The sequence below is a fragment of the Chryseobacterium sp. CFS15 genome (assembly GCF_031118795.1).
Taxonomy (GTDB): domain Bacteria; phylum Bacteroidota; class Bacteroidia; order Flavobacteriales; family Weeksellaceae; genus Chryseobacterium; species Chryseobacterium indoltheticum.
The window spans coordinates 16,992-33,488 of sequence record NZ_JAVHYL010000020.1 but is presented as its reverse complement, the minus strand read 5'-3'; the positions used below and the strand labels follow the sequence as shown (position 1 = coordinate 33,488).

Below are 16,497 nucleotides of genomic sequence, written 5' to 3'. Positions count from 1 at the left end.
GATATGGAGGATTAATAATTAGATAGATATATAAAAAAACAGGAGAAATGATTATCATTTCTCCTGTCAAAGTAGACCCACAGGGATTCGAACCCCAACTGATGGTACCAAAAACCAGAGTGCTACCGTTACACCATGGGTCTGTTTTATTTTGGTGATGCAAATTTAAAGCTTTTTTCCTTATTTGCAAATCATTTTTTAATTTTTCTTTAAATTTACAGATACAATATAACGCTCTGAATATGCTGCTCGACTTCAATAATCTCGAAATTAATAATTTACATCCCGAAACCGATTTCGAGAAAAAAGCGATTATTTTCCTAAAAGAATGGTTCTCCGAATCTAAAACTGTAAAAGTACAGACTTCAGGTTCTACAGGTACCCCAAAGATTATTGAGATTGAAAAAGAAAAAATGCTTAATTCGGCAAAAATGACATGCGACTTTCTAGATTTAAAAAAGGGAGACACTGCTTTGGTTTGTTTGCCTATAGAATATATTTCAGGGAAAATGATGGTTGTGCGAGCAATGACCCGAAAGCTGAAACTTATTATTTCGGACCCTTCTTTAAAACCATTAGAAAATTTAAATGAAAATATAGACTTCTGTGCAATGACTCCTTTGCAGGTTGGAAATTCGCTACATAAAATTCATTTCATAAAAAATCTGATTATTGGCGGAGCTGCTGTTTCAGAATCTTTAAAAAAGAAAATTTCTGAAACTCTCCTACTCTCAAACCCTCCAACAAAAATCTACGAGACGTATGGAATGTCTGAAACCCTTTCTCATATTGCTTTAAAGAAAACCCATCCTATTCAGGACCAATATTTCAATGTTTTTGATGATATTAAAATTTCGACGGACGAAAGAAATTGTCTGAAAATCTATGCGCCACAACTTAATTCGGAAATATTGCAGACTAATGATTTGGTAGAAATAAAAAACACAAATCAGTTTAAATTTTTAGGAAGAATTGATAATGTGATTAATTCCGGAGGTGCAAAAATATTCCCCGAACAGCTTGAAGCTTTAGTAAAGAAAGAAATTGCAAATGAAGTCGTATTTTTAGGAGTAAAAGATGAGAGTTTGGGACAGAAATTGATTTTAGTTATTGAAGGATTTGCAAGCGAAAATCTCAAATCTCAAATCTCAAATCTCAAATTTGAAAAATCTTTTCATAAGCCGAAAGATATTATTTTTGTGAAAGAAATCCCCAGAACACCGAACGGAAAAGTAAATCGTCTGGAATTAAAAAGTATTTTTGATATTTAGTAATTATATTGTATCCGTTTTAACCACCCGTCTTTCGAACTTTGTTCGAAATCCACACCTCCAAAAAGGGCAATTTGAGTCGTAAAAAATATTATTATGAAAGATTTTTCCAAAGAACTGACTTACAAAACTTCACGAAGCAGCGGTGCAGGCGGACAAAACGTGAATAAAGTAGAAACTGCTGTTACGGTTACCTGGAAAGTTTCAGATTCTGAATTTTTCAATGATAGGCAGAAAGACTTGATCTCCGAGAAACTGAAAAACAGAATAAATCTGGAAGGATTCTTATTTTTAACGGTTTCCGAAAGCCGAACGCAACTTCAAAATAAGAAAATTGCCACAGAGAAAATCTTAGAATTGGTGGATAAGGCTTTAATTGTTCCAAAATTCAGAGCAAAAACAAAACCTACAAGATCTTCGGTGGAGAGAAGGATTGAACAGAAAAAACAACATTCCAGCAAAAAGGAAAACCGACGTTTTAAATTTTAGACGAATTTTGATAAAAAAATCCTCTTTGCGTAAGGGATAGCAGAGGAAATCCTTTTTGTTTGGGCTGGGAAAGGAAGAGGCAACAAAAAGATTGTAACGAATAGCCCGACCCGAGCCGTGGGAAAAGCTTTGGCGAGGGATACGCCCAAATAATATTTTAAAAACTCTGTGAACTTTTCACTTCCAACTTCCCGCTTCCAACATCTTTCATTATCTTTGTGAAAATTTAAAAATAATGAGCAAACCGATTACTGAGTTCATAGAAAAATATTATCTGCACTTCAATGCAGCAGCTTTGGTAGACGCATCAAAAGGATATGTTGCCCACCTGAAAGAAGGCGGGAAAATGATGATTACTTTGGCCGGAGCAATGTCTACCGCTGAATTAGGAAAAATTTTGGCTGAAATGATCCGTCAGGATAAAGTTGATTTTATTTCTTGTACAGGGGCAAACCTTGAAGAAGATTTGATGAATCTTGTAGCGCATTCTCATTACGAAAGAGTTCCTCATTACAGAGATTTGACGGCTCAGGATGAGTGGGATTTGTTGGAAAGAGGCTTAAACAGAGTGACAGATACTTGTATTCCTGAAGAAGAAGCTTTCAGAAGATTGCAGAAACATATTGTTGAGATCTGGAAAGATGCTGAAGCGAAAGGTGAAAGATATTTTCCGCATGAATTTATGTACAAAATGATTCTTTCAGGAGTTTTGGAGCAGTATTACGAGATCCCAAGAGAAAATTCTTGGATGATTGCAGCGGCTGAGAAAAACCTTCCGATTGTAGTTCCGGGATGGGAAGATTCTACCATGGGTAACATTTTTGCTTCTTACTGCATTAAAGGTGAATTGACGGCTACAACAATGAAATCGGGTATCGAATATATGACGTATCTGGCAGATTGGTACACTAAAAACTCAGCAGGAAAAGGGGTTGGTTTCTTCCAGATTGGTGGAGGTATCGCAGGAGATTTCCCGATTTGTGTAGTGCCAATGCTGTATCAGGATATGGAGATGCATGATATTCCGTTTTGGTCATATTTCTGTCAGATTTCAGATTCTACTACTTCTTACGGTTCTTATTCAGGAGCTGTTCCAAACGAGAAGATCACTTGGGGGAAACTGGATATCACCACACCGAAATTTATCGTTGAAAGTGATGCTACGATCTGTGCGCCATTGATGTTCTCTTACATTTTGGAAAATTAATAAAGAGGGGAGACGAAAGTCTGAAGCCTGAAGTTATATAAAACGTTCCAAATTTTTGGGACGTTTTTTTTTGCCACGAATGCACGAAATCTTTTGTCAATAAAAGAAAACTCTTTGTGAAATTTATGTTTTGAATAATAGCGTGTCCCTCGCCAACGCAAATCCTAAGCTCGGGTCGGGCTTCTACAGGCTTCACTCCGTTTCGGTGCTTTGCACTGCTCACTGCGCTCGCGCCTTTCATATCCATCACGCAGATTTGTCAATCTAAAGAATTGGTCAACACGAAATAGCGATATGCCAAAATCCCTTTCTGCAACTTGGTAAGTTTCGTTGGATCTTTATCGCTCAGCTTAGGTAAAACAGCTTTATTGATTTTATTTAAAAATCTGAAAATGGACTTTTTCATAAGTTTAGATTAGATACAATGATCATTCAAAAATTATGCAACAGTTATTAGAGAATTTATAAATGAAATTTTCAAGGCATCTTTTTCCCCCGGCCCTAAAGGGATAAATGCGCTGAAAATTTCATCAAAATTACTCCCTTTAGGGTCGGGGAAATAATTTTGATGAAATTAACTCAGCACTTTAACTTAGATATTTAAAATAAAAATGTCCACATTTCTGCAGACATTTATTATTTATTACTATTGCTGATTACCTACATTACGAGTTTCCGTACATATTAGATTCTCCGCCATCGATAGCGATTACCTGTCCTGAAACATAACCATTTTCATCACTCAAAAGATAAGCAACCAGGCTTCCTACATCTTTAGGATCACCCAATCTTCTGGTCGGGTTTCTTGATGCATACTCTTTTTCAGCAGCTTTAGGATCTGCAGGATTGACCTGATTAAAAGCTTCAGCAACCATTGGCGTTAAAATCGCACCTGGTGCAATAGCGTTGGTTAAAATATTATCTTTTCCATATTCTAAGGCTGCATTTTTAGTCATTCCCGCAACAGCATGTTTTGTGGCAACATAAGCGGTCTGATTCAGAACACCTCTGATTCCGCCAACAGACGCTACGTTTACGATTCTTCCGCCACCATTTTTCTGTAATTCAGGAATTACATATTTCATTCCGTAATACACTCCTAAAAGATTGATATCAATTACTTTTTTGAAAACTTCAATATCATATTCCACCAATGGAGCCTGTTTACCTTCAATTCCTGCGTTGTTGTAAAGTCCATCGATTTTCCCGAATTCTTTTACAGTTGCATCAACGTAATTTTTCACATTCTCTTCTACAGAAACATCTGCTGTAACCGTTAGAAATTTACTTTCAGGGTACTTTTTTTCTAATTCTGTTTTTGCTTTATGCAGAGCTTCATCATTATAATCTACCAAAGAAACATCTGCGCCTTTTGAAGCTAAAACATCTGCCGCAGCTAAGCCTAAGCCCATTCCTGCGCCTGTTACAATTATTACTTTTCCTTTTAAATTTGTCATGATATTTGATATTTAATTCATTGCTTCAATTTACAACAATAATACCTTTGCGTTTATTGATCTATGATAATATTTTGTTAAACTTTGATTAGCAATATTTTATGATGAAATAATATCATAGTTAAAAAAAACGTTCACCTCTCAAATAACAATTTAATTCATATCCTTATCAGTACAAAACTATAATTTCTTACATTTGAATGTCTGTTAAATCTAAATATGAACGAAGTTTTCAAGCAGCAAGTGTGGGAAATTACCAAATTAGTTCCAAAAGGAAGAGTGACGAGCTATGGCGCAATAGCCAAAGCGGTCGGTTTTCCTAATCACTCCCGGCATGTTGGGAAAGCAATGGGTAGCTGCCCGAAAGATGTTCCTGCTCACCGAGTGATTTCAAGTTCGGGAACTTTATCCGTTCCGGAATTTCAGGTGAAATTGGAAGCAGAAGGAATTGAGGTGGAAAACTTCAGAATAAAAAACTTCAAAAAACTATTTTGGAATCCTTTAGATGAATTATAATTTAATTCAGAATGTATTTTTACGGTTCAGTACAAAAAAGTAACAGTTCGGTGATTTAAATTTTCAAAAAAACCTTTATACATACTATATTTGCTTCATAATTAAAACAATATTATGAAAGCTAAAACTCTTATTACACTTTTTTGCATTATCCTTATTCAATTTTTTCAGGCTCAGATTGATGACAAATTTTATCAGCCTAGCAAAGAATTGAAACCAATTGAAAACTTAAAATATGAGGAAATCAGTTACCCGGTTGATAAAGATACGATTACTGCTATCGTTTTAAAACCGAATTCTTCAAAACCAAAAGCTACTATTTTATTTTTCCACGGTGCAGCAGGAAATGTTTCTACCTATACTTTTATGACAAAACCTTTGGTAGAAAGCGGATTTCAAGTAATTATGGTTGATTTCAGAGGATACGGAAAATCTACAGGCACGCCAACCCATGTGAATATTGCCCAAGACGGACAAAAGTTTTTTGACTATATCACAAGGAGAAAAGATGTGAAAAACACGAAAATCATTATCTATGGCGCTTCTTTAGGATCACAAATTTCAGCACATCTAGCCAGAGTCAATAAAGATAAAATATCAGGATTGGTAATTGACGGAGGAATGTCTTCATTTGCAGATATTGCCACAGTTTTTGCGCCACAATTTAAAGATGCTCTTGCAAAAATGTTATCTTCTGTCTATGCTGCGAAAGAAGATATAAAATACACAGAAGGACTTCCAAAACTATTTATTTACAGCAAAAATGATAAGACCGTTCCTTTTTCTCAAGGTGAAGAAATCTACAAAAATGCTTCTGAACCAAAACAGTTTTTAGAGTTTACTGCTGATCATTTAAGCGCTATAACTGAAAAACCAGCGGAGGTTGTGAAAGCAATTGAAGGTTTGATTAAATAAGGCTGAAAAAAAACGGGCACAACTTTGGTGTGCCCGTTTTACAATATAAATTAGTTTAAATTACTTCTCCAGTTGCTTATAACTTCTCTGAATAAAGTCTGTCAACTCTTTTCCTTTCAACAGGTTTTGAGAAAGTTTAGCCAAGTCTAAAGCATGTTTAATTAAGCCTTCTTTGCTTTCTGCATCTTCAGTTTTCAAAATCTGATTGGCAAATTCACTATTAGAATTCACTATCAGATTATACATTTCAGGGAAACCTCCCATTCCGAACATTCCGCCACCTCCGGTTGCCTGCATATCTTTCATTCTACGCATAAATTCGGGCTGGGTAATGGTAAACGGAGCATCATTACTATCTAAATCCTCCAGCTGAACCGTGAATTTTTTATCATTAATAGATTCTTCAACATTTTTCTTTAATGATTCTTTTTCAGTTTCATTTAATTTAGAAATTGCAGGTTCGTCTTTTTTAATCAAGTTATTGATGTGATCAGCATCTACTCTTGCAAACGAAATCTTCTCTTTTGAAGTTTCCAATTTTTGGATTAAATGCGGAACGATTGGCGAATCCAACAATATAACTTCATATCCTTTATCTTTCGCAGACTGAATGTAAGAGTGCTGTTCATCAGCATTCGTAGCGTAGAGAATCACCAAATTACCATCTTTATCAGTTTGAGAAGGTTTGATTTTTTCTTCTAATTCATTCCAAAGGAAATATTTCCCGTCGGTTGTTGGATAAAGTGCAAATTTGTCAGATTTTTCGAAGAATTTGTCTTCAGAAATCATTCCGTATTCGATAACGATTTTGATGTCGTTCCATTTTTTGTCGTAATCTTCACGGTTTTCATTGATCAACGAAACCATTTTATCAGCCACTTTTTTCGTGATGTAAGAAGAAATTTTCTTCACCGCACCATCAGCTTGTAAATAAGAACGCGAAACGTTCAACGGAATATCCGGAGAATCGATCACCCCTCTCAACAACATCAAAAAGTCAGGAACAATTCCTTTCACCTCATCGGTTACGAAAACCTGATTTTGGTATAATTGAATTTTATCTTTTTCGATATTTAAATTATTCGCCAGTTTCGGGAAATATAAAACTCCTGTCAGGTTGAACGGATAATCAACATTCAAATGAATATTAAATAACGGCTCCTCAAACTGCATCGGATACAATTCGTGGTAGAACGCTTTGTAATCTTCATCTTTTAATTCGCTCGGAGATTTCGTCCAAGCCGGAGTTGGATTATTAACAATATTATCAACCTCAACAGTTTCTGCAACCGCATCTTCTGCCGCATCTTCAGGCAAAGGAAGAGTTTCAGTTCTTGTTCCGAATTTAATTGGAACAGGCATGAACTTGTTGTACTTCGTCAACAATTCACGAATTTTTCCTTCTTCCAAAAATTCTGTAGAATCTTCTGCGATATGAAGGATAATTTCAGTTCCTCTGTCAGTTTTAGCCGTTGTTTCTTCTAAAGTAAATTCAGGACTTCCGTCGCAAATCCAATGAACAGCTGGCTCATCTTTAAATGATTTAGAAATAATTTCTACTTTTTCTGCTACCATAAAAGCAGAGTAAAAACCTAAACCAAAGTGCCCGATAATTCCTGAATCTTTAGCCGAATCTTTATATTTCTCTAAGAATTCTTCAGCTCCGGAAAATGCAACCTGATTGATGTATTTTTCAACCTCTTCAGCCGTCATTCCCAAACCTTGGTCGATGATGTAAAGTTTTTTGTTTTCCTTATCGATTTTTACCTCAATTTTCGGATTTCCATAGTCTACTTTTGCTTCACCGATGTTGGTTAAGTGTTTTAATTTTAAAGTAGCGTCTGTGGCATTTGAAATTAATTCTCTTAAAAATATTTCGTGATCACTGTATAAAAACTTTTTAATCAACGGAAAAATATTTTCCACCGAAACATTGATATTTCCTTTTGTCATTGTTATTGATTTTTAAATTATGATTATGTATTCTCAAATAAAATACCATTGAAAAGAAAGTGACAGATTGGCATTTTTACAGTTCCGGAATGTTTGAATGTCTACAATAAGAAGTAAGCTTCTATTGGCTGCGCAGCGACGACCTCTTCGATGCGCAGTCATTACCTGATCACTGCGCAGTATTGATCTCAAAGCTGCGCATATTCTATGATCAGTGTAGATCAATAAAAAAAGACAGCCTTTCAGCTGTCTTTACTATTTCAATCGAAACAAATTATTTTTTGTTATTGATGATCTCTTCTTTCACTTTGTTTTCAAGCTCTTCAGCCAACTCAGGATTGTCTTTCAACAAATCTCTTACACCGTCACGACCCTGACCAAGCTTAGTTTCACCGTAGCTGAACCAAGAACCGCTTTTCTTCACAATTCCCATATCAACGGCTGTATCTAAGATCTCACCAGTTTTAGAAACTCCTTCCCCATACATAATGTCAAATTCTGCCATTTTGAAAGGTGGAGCCACTTTGTTTTTTACAATCTTCACTTTCACACGGCTACCAACTGCTTCGTCACCATTCTTGATTGGTGCACTTGCTTTTCTGATGTCTACTCTTACCGAAGCATAGAATTTCAATGCATTACCACCTGTCGTAGTTTCGGGGTTACCGAACATTACCCCAATTTTTTCTCTCAACTGGTTGATGAAAATCACGGTACATTTTGTTCTTGAAATGGTTGCTGTCAATTTTCTCAAAGCTTGAGACATCAATCTTGCGTGAAGACCCATTTTAGAATCTCCCATTTCACCTTCAATTTCGGCTTTTGGAGTCAACGCTGCTACAGAGTCAATCACTACAATGTCGATTGCACCTGAACGAATCAAGTTATCAGCAATTTCCAAAGCTTGTTCACCGTTGTCGGGCTGAGAAATAATTAGATTTTCTAAGTCGATTCCTAATTTACCTGCATACCCTCTGTCGAAAGCGTGCTCAGCATCAATAAAAGCTGCAATTCCGCCTGCTTTTTGAGCTTCTGCAATTGCATGTAAAGTCAAAGTTGTTTTACCTGAAGATTCAGGTCCGTAGATCTCAATGATTCTACCTCTTGGATATCCGCCAACGCCCAAAGCGATGTCTAATCCTAATGATCCAGATGGGATTACTTCGATAGTCGTATCAATTGCACTATCTCCCAAAGTCATTACAGTTCCCTTTCCGTATGTTTTATCTAGCTTATCAAGCACCAATGCAAGTGCTTTTTTCTTATCATCTATGTTGCTCATATCGTATTAAAATAATTTTATCAAAATTACATAATTTAAATTTTAAAAGCTAATATTTTTTGCCTTTGAAATTTGATTTTAGCGTTAAAAAATGATAAATTCTTAACGCTAAAAACGTGATAAAAAAAGATAAAAATAAAAATACTGCATATTTAGTTAATCCTAATATTGAAAATGATATGTAATTACGTATTTTCCCGATTGTCGGTATTGATTAGTAGGAAAAATATTTTGTAGATTTGTGTACATGCATGAAAAAAAACTTTATATCATTTCAGGTTGCAATGGAGCGGGTAAAACAACAGCATCGTTCACGATCTTGCCTGAGATTTTAAATTGCAAAGAATTTGTAAATGCAGATGAAATTGCCAAAGGCTTATCTCCATTTCAACCGGAGAAAGTTGCTTTTGAAGCGGGTAGAATTATGTTGAAAAGAATAAACGAGCTGATTTCTGAAAATGAAAATTTTGCTTTTGAAACAACATTATCTACGAGAAGTTATAAAAATAAAATCATTGAAGCAAAAGCAAAGGGATATCGTGTTACACTGTTGTTTTTTTGGCTTCAAAGCACCGAGTTAGCTAAAGAGCGCGTGAAAACCAGAGTTTTAGAAGGTGGACACAATATTGAAACAGCAATTATTGAAAGAAGATATCAAAGAGGAATTGAAAATTTATTTGATATTTACCTTCCAATTGTAGATGGAGCTTTAATTTTTGATAACTCTGAGGGAATGCATGAACTTATAGCAGATAAACAGATTGATGGTTTATTAAACATTAGCAATCAGGAAAAGTTTAATCTTTTAAAAAAATACTATGACAACTACTGAAATTCAAATAGAAGAAAAGAATAAAATCTTGAAAGGTCTCGAAAAAACTTATGAGAAACTTTTGGAGTTTAAGAAAGCAAAGAACAGCGAACTGGTCATTTTACGTGACAATAAAATTGTGAAAATTAAGCCATAATAAAACAGAGCACTTACTTAATGATACTCATAGAAATTTAATGGAAATTTGAGTTCTGTGTAATCCTTAGATAATCTTCCAAAACTTTCATTTGATCTTTGTTGCCTTTTTTAATTCTCGCTTCACGGCTTACCGTAGCATCATATATTTTATTGATAATCTTTTTTGTAACAGGAAAACCTTTTTTAAAGGGAACATCGGGAATCTGCAGTCTTTTACAAACTTCATCGCCCAGTAAAAACCACGTACAGCAAATGTGTAAATACCGAAGATTTTTTCTTTGAAAACTGTATTTCAAAATAGGATTTTCTAAAGACTCGTTCAGTAAAGAGTGCGCCAGCAAAACTGAATCTTTATCGGAAGACGGCTGAATGGAAGTCCATAAATAAAAATACTCTGTAGCCTGTTTTTTGTCGTCCGGAAGAAGGTTTTCGGGAATTCCCAATAAATATCCTACATATTTCCAGAGGTGAAAAAGCCCTTTCTCTTCCTCTTCAGAAATGGTATTGCCAAATTTATGAAGACTGTGCAGGAAAACGAGACTAAAACCAATGTAAGTTGCCATCATATCCCAGGAATTGATGGGCTGTCCCCAATTTTCAGTATCCCAATTTTTGTAATGTTTTTTAATCGAAAGCCTTGCGTAGGAATGGATAAGCCGTGTCTTAATGGCAAATTCATATCCTTTTTTGTGAACTTCCAACGCATCATATCTTGTAACATTCACCCAAAAATCCAGTGTTTCCGAAAGTCTTTTTACGGCTCCTTTTTTTAGAGCCTCGGTGGCCACCAACGGTTTGTTGAGATAAGCATAGTCGTAACCGCCAATTAGGCAGTAATCTCTGAGCGAAATCAAAGAATCCAGGTTACTTCGCATACAAAGTTCCGCTCCGGATTTTATTAAGTCATAATCAAGCCATTCGGGAAGTTTTTGAGTCTGGGTAAAAAGCTTTTTTACACTTTCGGGAGCTTCATCATTCTGTGAAATTCCATTTCTGATATATTGTTCGATCTCTCGTGATGCTTCACTATACTTTTTGGTAAAATAAACATCTTTTACAACCTTATCTCCTACTTCATCTACATGATAATAGAATGGCGCAAATTTTTCAAAGTCTTTAAAATTCACTTCTGCCCCAGAAAAATCGATCAATTTCTTTCCGTTTCCTTTCGTCCAAAAATCTTTGAAATGACGAGAATCTTTAAATCTTGGCTGTAAACTATAGTCTTCCATTACTGATAAAGGTACAAGTTTTACGCCGAAAACAGTTTGTGAGATTTGTCAGTTCTCATTTAATATATAAAATTTTTTACCTTAAAAGAATTAAAAAAAGTATTAAGAAAAGAAGAATTCAAAAGTTTATAAATTCTAAGAATAGTTGACAGGTGATAGTTGATATACTCAAATTATCTGATGTAAACCTAACAGGTTTCTGAGGCAATATAAATCTTTAATGCTTGTCCGCAATTTTTCATTTTTTATAACTTTTGTATTTCTCTGCTAAGCTTACGCCTTTGTATAACTTTAAAACGACCAAATTTTAATATTCTTGTTTGCCTTTGCGTTAAGTTATGAACTTTGGATGTTTCTTTTGCAACTTTTAGGTTTAAAAAATATATTAACCTTAAAAAGAAAAACCGCTCCAAAAATGGAACGGTTTAAATATATCTAAAAATTTTAGGCTTAAGCTAAAACTTCTTTTACTTTGTTTGCAGCTTCTTCTAAAGTAATTGCAGAATGTACCGGAAGACCAGACTCATCAATTAATTTTTTAGCTTCTACAGCATTAGTTCCTTGTAATCTCACGATCAATGGAACCGGAAGGCTTCCCATCGCTTTATAAGCATCTACAACACCTTGCGCAACTCTGTCACATCTTACGATACCTCCGAAGATGTTGATCAAAATAGCTTTTACGTTTGGATCTCTTAAGATAATTCCAAAAGCAGTCTGTACTCTTGCAGCATCTGCAGTACCACCAACGTCTAAGAAGTTAGCCGGGTTACCACCAGATAATTTAATGATATCCATCGTTGCCATTGCAAGACCAGCTCCGTTTACCATACAAGCAACGTTACCGTCTAATTTCACGAAGTTAAGACCCGCTTCACCAGCTTCTACATCGATAGGATCTTCTTCTCTTGTATCTCTAAGAGCTTCAAGATCTTTGTGACGGAACAATGAGTTACCATCCAAAGTTACTTTAGCATCTACAGCGATAATTTTGTTATCAGAAGTTTTCAAAACCGGGTTGATTTCGAAAAGAGAAGCATCAATTCCTGTGTAAGCGTTGTATAATGAAGTGATGAATTTTGTGAATTCTTTGAAAGCATTTCCTTCAAGACCTAAGTTGAAAGCAATTTTTCTAGCCTGGAAACCTTGAAGACCGATAGCTGGATCGATCAATTCGTTGTGAATCAAATGAGGAGTTACTTCTGCAACGTGCTCAATATCCATACCACCTTCAGTAGAATATACGATTGTATTTTTACCTTGAGCTCTGTCTAAAAGAATAGAAACATAAAATTCTTTAGTTTCTGTTTCTCCTGGGTAATAAACATCTTCTGCAACCAAAACAGAGTGTACTTTTTTACCTTCAGCAGAAGTTTGTGGAGTTACCAACTGCATTCCGATGATGTTTTGAGCATTTTCTTTAAGCTTATCCATGTTTGGAGAAAACTTTACACCACCACCTTTACCACGACCACCTGCGTGAATCTGTGCTTTTACAACCCAAGCCTGAGCTCCGGTTTCAGCAGTCAATTTTTCTGCAGCTGCTACAGCTTCTTCTACGTTGTTTGCAACGAAACCACGTTGGATAGCTACTCCATACTTTGATAAAATCTCTTTTGATTGATACTCGTGAAGATTCATATTATTTTTATTATTTTATTTTAATATTTAAAGGTTGACAAATTTACTAAAAAGACATGGAAATTCAAGTTTATTGACTTAAAAATTAAGAATGTATTCTGGATTTTTCCTGATGCCTAAATTAAGAAAAGATTTAAAATATAGAAAACCACGAAAAAAAGCAGCATTCTACAATTATTGTTTTGAACCAAGTGCAAGCGCCGAAGATTTAAAACAGCTTGTTTGTAATCAAATGCAAAATACATTAGTTTAAAGCTAGTCGTTTATAATAGAATGCAAATTACATTTATTTAAAACAGGATGTTTGTAATCAAATGCAGTTGCATTTTGTTTCCATCATATTGTTTGAATTCAAATGCATTTTTATTTTTAAAAAATCAATTGTTTTATTGCTAAATATTTAAAAAAACAGGTTTTTATTATTCATGGTATATTTAAGATATAAAAATGATCAAGAAAATATCAAAGATTTTTTTGAAGCGGATTGTTTATTATTTATTTTCCTGAAATTTATTCTTCAGTTAATTTCTCAGACTGTGAACCAATAAACGGAATTTTAGGCGCCAGGAAATAACCTGTCAAGCTTGCAAAAAGTATTGGAACGAAATACGTAAACCCTGTCAAAGTTCCCAAAATAATCGTTGTACTCATCGGCGTTCTTGTCACACACGCGTTGATTGCCGCCATACAGCTTACAATTGCCAAAGTGGTGTCAACTGTCGGAAATAGTTGATGAATAATCAATCCTAAAGTAGTTCCCACAAAAAACAGCGGAATAATAAAGCCTCCTCTCCATCCGGAAGTTACAGTAATCGCAATAGCTAAGATTTTAAAAATTAAAATGACAATTAAAAAATTCAAGGTATAATCTCCATTGATCAATTCATTCACTTCATGGTGTCCGAAATACCTTGTCAATGGAAAATAGAAAGCGATAATTCCAAGTAAAATTCCGCCTACCAAAGTTTTGATGTAAATCGGAAATTTTCTGTATTCGAAGACTTTTTTGAAAAATTTAACCACAAAAATGAAAATCCAGCCAAATAAAGTTCCTACAATCCCGAAAGCCGTTGCATAGGCAAAATCGTAAACTCCGGTGTAATGATAGGCTTTCAAATCCCAAGTCGCTCCGATTCCCAGATGAATAATCAAAGCAAACATCAGATAACTGAAACAACTCGCAACCAAGGCAGGAATGATTGCTTTATAATATTCAACGGCGTGTTTGTGATGAAGAATTTCCAGAGAAAACAAGCTTCCACCAAGCGGAGCACCGAAAAGAGCGGTAAAACCAGATGCCATTCCGGCAATACTCAGAGAACGTAATTCTTCACCTTTCAGTCTAAACAATTTTCCTAAATAAGTTCCTGTAGAACCGGTAACCTGAACCAAAGGCGCTTCCGGACCCAAACTTCCACCTGATGCCACACAAAAAAGCGAAGACAAAATCATGGATGGATTGTTTTTTGGTTCTAATTTTCCTTTATTAAACCGGATGTTATTAACAATCAAATGTATTTCTCCGGGATCGCCAATAAAATGAATGACCAAACCTGCCAAAAGACCCGAAATTGCCATTGTTGGAATCACCATCCAGCCTTGAAAATGATGCAGAAGTTCTGTGAAATGTTCGAGCACAATCCAGTATAAACCGGCAATTATTCCGCCGATCAAACCTGTAATTGCCCACATAAAAAAAGTACGGCTGAATACGAAAGGATTAAACTTAATGGGTTGATCCAAAAGATTAAAAGTTCGTATTAATCGACGTCTTCTGTTGATTTTCATTTTAATTTATTTTAAAATTACGATCATCATTTGTTGAAAGTGTATTTGTTTTTTTAATAAAAAGCGTTTATTGAACCATTAAGAAGATATAAGCAGTTAAGGTTGGTTAAGATAAAATCAAATAGATTTGTTAGGCATTCCGCTCAAAGCGAAGCTCAGCCTAATTATTCTTAACTTTTTACGAAATCTTAATGGTTAAATTTAAAATAAACTCTTAAATTCTATTCTTCATAAAGTAAAAGATTAACATCAACCAAGCTAAAATCATAAACAATCCTCCAAGTGGTGTAATCGGTCCTAAAAACTTCAGGTTTGCACCCAAATAATCTTGTAAACTTAATCCGTAAATACTGAAAGAGAAAAGCATTGTTCCTGCAATCATCAAAATAGAAATCCATTTTTGAGATGAGGTGTCAAATTTTAAAATATATCCTGCAATCAGCAAAAAGAAAGCGGCATACATTTGATATCTTACTCCTGTTTCAAAACTTTCGAGTCTTTCCACAGATAAAATTTTCTTTAAAGCATGCGCTCCAAATGCACCCAAAATAACGGATAACATTCCGTAAGCGGCACCGAAGACCAAAGTAATTGTTTTCATTTTATAATTCTTCTAATTCTAGTTTTAAATACTTCTTTGTTTTGTAATCCTGCCAGTTTCCGATGATTTTATTTCCTTTTAAATCTGCTTCGATTAAGGCTCGGGGCACCCATTGTTTTAACTCTTCACTATAATAATCATCTTCTGTAATCGACAAATGATCGTGAACGAATTCTCCTCTCCAATTGATCAGTTTTTTATTTTTATCATACCAATAAGAAGCTGAAAAAGAATCATCTTCATTAATAGAATTGATTAAAACGGTGATTGGATATTTTCCGTCGATTTTCCCTTTATATAGTTTATTATTAATACTTGTTTTATCAACTTTTTCAGAATCTGACAATAAGTTTTTTGCATAAGAACTCCAATATTTTCCCAAATCTTTATACGGAAATTCTACAACATGGCTACCAAGGTCATCCAACGCTCTCATCGCATGATTAGAACATCTTCCGGCAACAAATCTTACTTTATCTTCTGCAAAATAGTATTCAATTCCATCTAAAGTAAAATCGGTAAAACAATCTTCATACATTGCAATCTGATCCAAAACTTCTTCCGAAGGATTTTTATCTGATTTCAATTCTGTAAGAAAATCATTAACTTCTTTCCTGACACTTTTCTGAATTAAACTTTCAACTGTTTTTTTTGAATTAGGCTGAAATAAATCTTTAGCATTAATTAAATTTCCAGTTCTCAAATCGAAATTCTTCCAACTATCAAAACCTTCCGGATAAGCTCCTGAAGCCTCTCCAGTGATGGCAATGCTCAAAATATTTTTTGGAGTTTTAAGCTTTTCCCAACCATAAAAATAAACATAGTTGGAATACGACGTTTTTCCTGTAGCCACCAATTGAGAAGGGCTACCTTCTGAACCTGGAACATACTCAAGCTGATCGACTTGCAAGAATGTGTTGATTTTATTTTCTACGAAAGGTTTTTCAGCATAAGAAACTTTTGGAAAAGCAAAATCTTCAGATTTAGGTTGCAAATCAGTTATTTTTAAATTTTTCTGTTGCGAAAAACTTAAACCGGAAATCAAGAGGAAGAATAGAATTTTCTTTTTCACTATAAAGGATGTAAAAAATATGAAACCAACCAGCTAAGAACAATTGCGCCTCCCAAAATAACAAACATTTTCCAAAATCTTTTAGAACCCCTAAAACCGGGAT

16 protein-coding genes and 1 tRNA gene are annotated in these 16,497 nt (G+C 34.7%); 7 read left to right on the top strand and 10 right to left on the bottom strand.

Annotation, left to right across the window (positions count from 1 at the left end; all coding sequences use genetic code 11):
* Positions 1–72: 72 nt before the first annotated feature.
* Positions 73–143 (bottom strand) — tRNA-Gln (locus tag OH814_RS20320).
* A 99-nt stretch (positions 144–242) separates the two neighbouring features.
* On the opposite strand from OH814_RS20320, the gene OH814_RS20315 reads away from it, so the two are divergent.
* The 3 genes from OH814_RS20315 (at position 243) to OH814_RS20305 (ending at position 2,967) form a co-directional block, all read left to right on the top strand.
* Positions 243–1,271 carry an AMP-binding protein gene (locus OH814_RS20315; protein WP_308829427.1) on the top strand — a complete coding sequence of 343 codons (1,029 nt, stop codon included), beginning with the start codon at positions 243–245 and terminating at the stop codon, positions 1,269–1,271.
* Between the two features lie 96 nt (positions 1,272–1,367).
* On the top strand, positions 1,368–1,760 hold the full coding sequence (gene arfB, locus OH814_RS20310) for an alternative ribosome rescue aminoacyl-tRNA hydrolase ArfB (protein WP_123886891.1): 393 nt from the start codon (positions 1,368–1,370) through the stop codon (positions 1,758–1,760).
* A gap of 235 nt (positions 1,761–1,995) precedes the next feature.
* Positions 1,996–2,967 carry a deoxyhypusine synthase family protein gene (locus OH814_RS20305; protein WP_047444737.1) on the top strand — a complete coding sequence of 324 codons (972 nt, stop codon included), beginning with the start codon at positions 1,996–1,998 and terminating at the stop codon, positions 2,965–2,967.
* Positions 2,968–3,226: 259 nt separating this feature from the next.
* Here the strand turns inward: OH814_RS20305 and OH814_RS20300 are convergent, their stop codons facing one another.
* Together OH814_RS20300 and OH814_RS20295 are read right to left on the bottom strand one after the other, a co-directional pair.
* Positions 3,227–3,373, bottom strand: coding sequence for a hypothetical protein (locus tag OH814_RS20300; RefSeq protein ID WP_164462487.1), 147 nt, complete (start codon positions 3,371–3,373; stop codon positions 3,227–3,229).
* Positions 3,374–3,632: 259 nt separating this feature from the next.
* The gene (locus OH814_RS20295) at positions 3,633–4,424 is read right to left on the bottom strand and encodes a glucose 1-dehydrogenase (protein WP_201133345.1); all 792 of its coding nucleotides are present in this window, start codon (positions 4,422–4,424) and stop codon (positions 3,633–3,635) included.
* A 219-nt stretch (positions 4,425–4,643) separates the two neighbouring features.
* On the opposite strand from OH814_RS20295, the gene OH814_RS20290 reads away from it, so the two are divergent.
* On the top strand, positions 4,644–4,940 hold the full coding sequence (locus OH814_RS20290) for an MGMT family protein (protein ID WP_308829426.1): 297 nt from the start codon (positions 4,644–4,646) through the stop codon (positions 4,938–4,940).
* A gap of 114 nt (positions 4,941–5,054) precedes the next feature.
* Positions 5,055–5,855, top strand: a complete 801-nt coding sequence (locus OH814_RS20285) for an alpha/beta fold hydrolase (protein ID WP_308829425.1) — start codon at positions 5,055–5,057, stop codon at positions 5,853–5,855.
* 60 nt (positions 5,856–5,915) lie between these two features.
* Here OH814_RS20285 and htpG read toward each other — a convergent pair whose 3' ends face one another.
* Positions 5,916–7,808: a molecular chaperone HtpG gene (htpG, locus tag OH814_RS20280; RefSeq protein WP_308829424.1), complete on the bottom strand. Its 1,893-nt coding sequence runs from the start codon at positions 7,806–7,808 to the stop codon at positions 5,916–5,918.
* Positions 7,809–8,082: 274 nt separating this feature from the next.
* On the bottom strand, positions 8,083–9,090 hold the full coding sequence (recA, locus tag OH814_RS20275; protein WP_047444724.1) for a recombinase RecA: 1,008 nt from the start codon (positions 9,088–9,090) through the stop codon (positions 8,083–8,085).
* 247 nt (positions 9,091–9,337) lie between these two features.
* Here recA and OH814_RS20270 point away from each other — a divergent pair, with 247 nt between their 5' ends.
* Positions 9,338–9,922 carry a zeta toxin family protein gene (locus OH814_RS20270; protein ID WP_308829423.1) on the top strand — a complete coding sequence of 195 codons (585 nt, stop codon included), beginning with the start codon at positions 9,338–9,340 and terminating at the stop codon, positions 9,920–9,922.
* A complete protein-coding gene (locus OH814_RS20265) occupies positions 9,909–10,058 on the top strand; it encodes a hypothetical protein (protein WP_308829422.1) in 150 nt (49 codons plus the stop codon). The genes OH814_RS20270 and OH814_RS20265 overlap by 14 nt, the downstream gene beginning before the upstream one ends.
* 37 nt (positions 10,059–10,095) lie before the next feature.
* Here OH814_RS20265 and OH814_RS20260 read toward each other — a convergent pair whose 3' ends face one another.
* The 5 genes from OH814_RS20260 to OH814_RS20240 all read right to left on the bottom strand — a co-directional run bounded on the left by OH814_RS20260 (position 10,096) and on the right by OH814_RS20240 (position 16,394).
* The gene (locus OH814_RS20260; protein WP_308829421.1) at positions 10,096–11,292 is read right to left on the bottom strand and encodes an oxygenase MpaB family protein; all 1,197 of its coding nucleotides are present in this window, start codon (positions 11,290–11,292) and stop codon (positions 10,096–10,098) included.
* A gap of 450 nt (positions 11,293–11,742) precedes the next feature.
* Positions 11,743–12,933 carry an ADP-forming succinate--CoA ligase subunit beta gene (gene sucC, locus OH814_RS20255; RefSeq protein ID WP_123886883.1) on the bottom strand — a complete coding sequence of 397 codons (1,191 nt, stop codon included), beginning with the start codon at positions 12,931–12,933 and terminating at the stop codon, positions 11,743–11,745.
* A gap of 510 nt (positions 12,934–13,443) precedes the next feature.
* Entirely contained in the window at positions 13,444–14,721 is a 1,278-nt protein-coding gene (locus tag OH814_RS20250) for a chloride channel protein (protein ID WP_308829420.1), read from the bottom strand.
* Positions 14,722–14,935: 214 nt separating this feature from the next.
* The gene (locus tag OH814_RS20245) at positions 14,936–15,322 is read right to left on the bottom strand and encodes a DUF423 domain-containing protein (RefSeq protein ID WP_308829419.1); all 387 of its coding nucleotides are present in this window, start codon (positions 15,320–15,322) and stop codon (positions 14,936–14,938) included.
* A 1-nt stretch (position 15,323) separates the two neighbouring features.
* Positions 15,324–16,394 carry a hypothetical protein gene (locus tag OH814_RS20240; protein WP_308829418.1) on the bottom strand — a complete coding sequence of 357 codons (1,071 nt, stop codon included), beginning with the start codon at positions 16,392–16,394 and terminating at the stop codon, positions 15,324–15,326.
* Positions 16,395–16,497 lie beyond the last annotated feature (103 nt).

What these genes read in the sequence shown, in the direction of transcription:
- OH814_RS20245 (WP_308829419.1), bottom strand. Translation starts at nt 15,322, where the DNA reads ATGAAAACAATTACTTTGGTCTTCGGTGCCGCTTACGGAATGTTATCC.
- OH814_RS20285 (WP_308829425.1), top strand. Translation starts at nt 5,055, where the DNA reads ATGAAAGCTAAAACTCTTATTACACTTTTTTGCATTATCCTTATTCAA.
- OH814_RS20265 (WP_308829422.1), top strand. Translation starts at nt 9,909, where the DNA reads ATGACAACTACTGAAATTCAAATAGAAGAAAAGAATAAAATCTTGAAA.
- OH814_RS20305 (WP_047444737.1), top strand. Translation starts at nt 1,996, where the DNA reads ATGAGCAAACCGATTACTGAGTTCATAGAAAAATATTATCTGCACTTC.
- sucC (WP_123886883.1), bottom strand. Translation starts at nt 12,933, where the DNA reads ATGAATCTTCACGAGTATCAATCAAAAGAGATTTTATCAAAGTATGGA.
- recA (WP_047444724.1), bottom strand. Translation starts at nt 9,090, where the DNA reads ATGAGCAACATAGATGATAAGAAAAAAGCACTTGCATTGGTGCTTGAT.
- OH814_RS20260 (WP_308829421.1), bottom strand. Translation starts at nt 11,292, where the DNA reads ATGGAAGACTATAGTTTACAGCCAAGATTTAAAGATTCTCGTCATTTC.
- htpG (WP_308829424.1), bottom strand. Translation starts at nt 7,808, where the DNA reads ATGACAAAAGGAAATATCAATGTTTCGGTGGAAAATATTTTTCCGTTG.
- OH814_RS20300 (WP_164462487.1), bottom strand. Translation starts at nt 3,373, where the DNA reads ATGAAAAAGTCCATTTTCAGATTTTTAAATAAAATCAATAAAGCTGTT.
- OH814_RS20250 (WP_308829420.1), bottom strand. Translation starts at nt 14,721, where the DNA reads ATGAAAATCAACAGAAGACGTCGATTAATACGAACTTTTAATCTTTTG.
- OH814_RS20315 (WP_308829427.1), top strand. Translation starts at nt 243, where the DNA reads ATGCTGCTCGACTTCAATAATCTCGAAATTAATAATTTACATCCCGAA.
- OH814_RS20270 (WP_308829423.1), top strand. Translation starts at nt 9,338, where the DNA reads ATGCATGAAAAAAAACTTTATATCATTTCAGGTTGCAATGGAGCGGGT.
- arfB (WP_123886891.1), top strand. Translation starts at nt 1,368, where the DNA reads ATGAAAGATTTTTCCAAAGAACTGACTTACAAAACTTCACGAAGCAGC.
- OH814_RS20295 (WP_201133345.1), bottom strand. Translation starts at nt 4,424, where the DNA reads ATGACAAATTTAAAAGGAAAAGTAATAATTGTAACAGGCGCAGGAATG.
- OH814_RS20290 (WP_308829426.1), top strand. Translation starts at nt 4,644, where the DNA reads ATGAACGAAGTTTTCAAGCAGCAAGTGTGGGAAATTACCAAATTAGTT.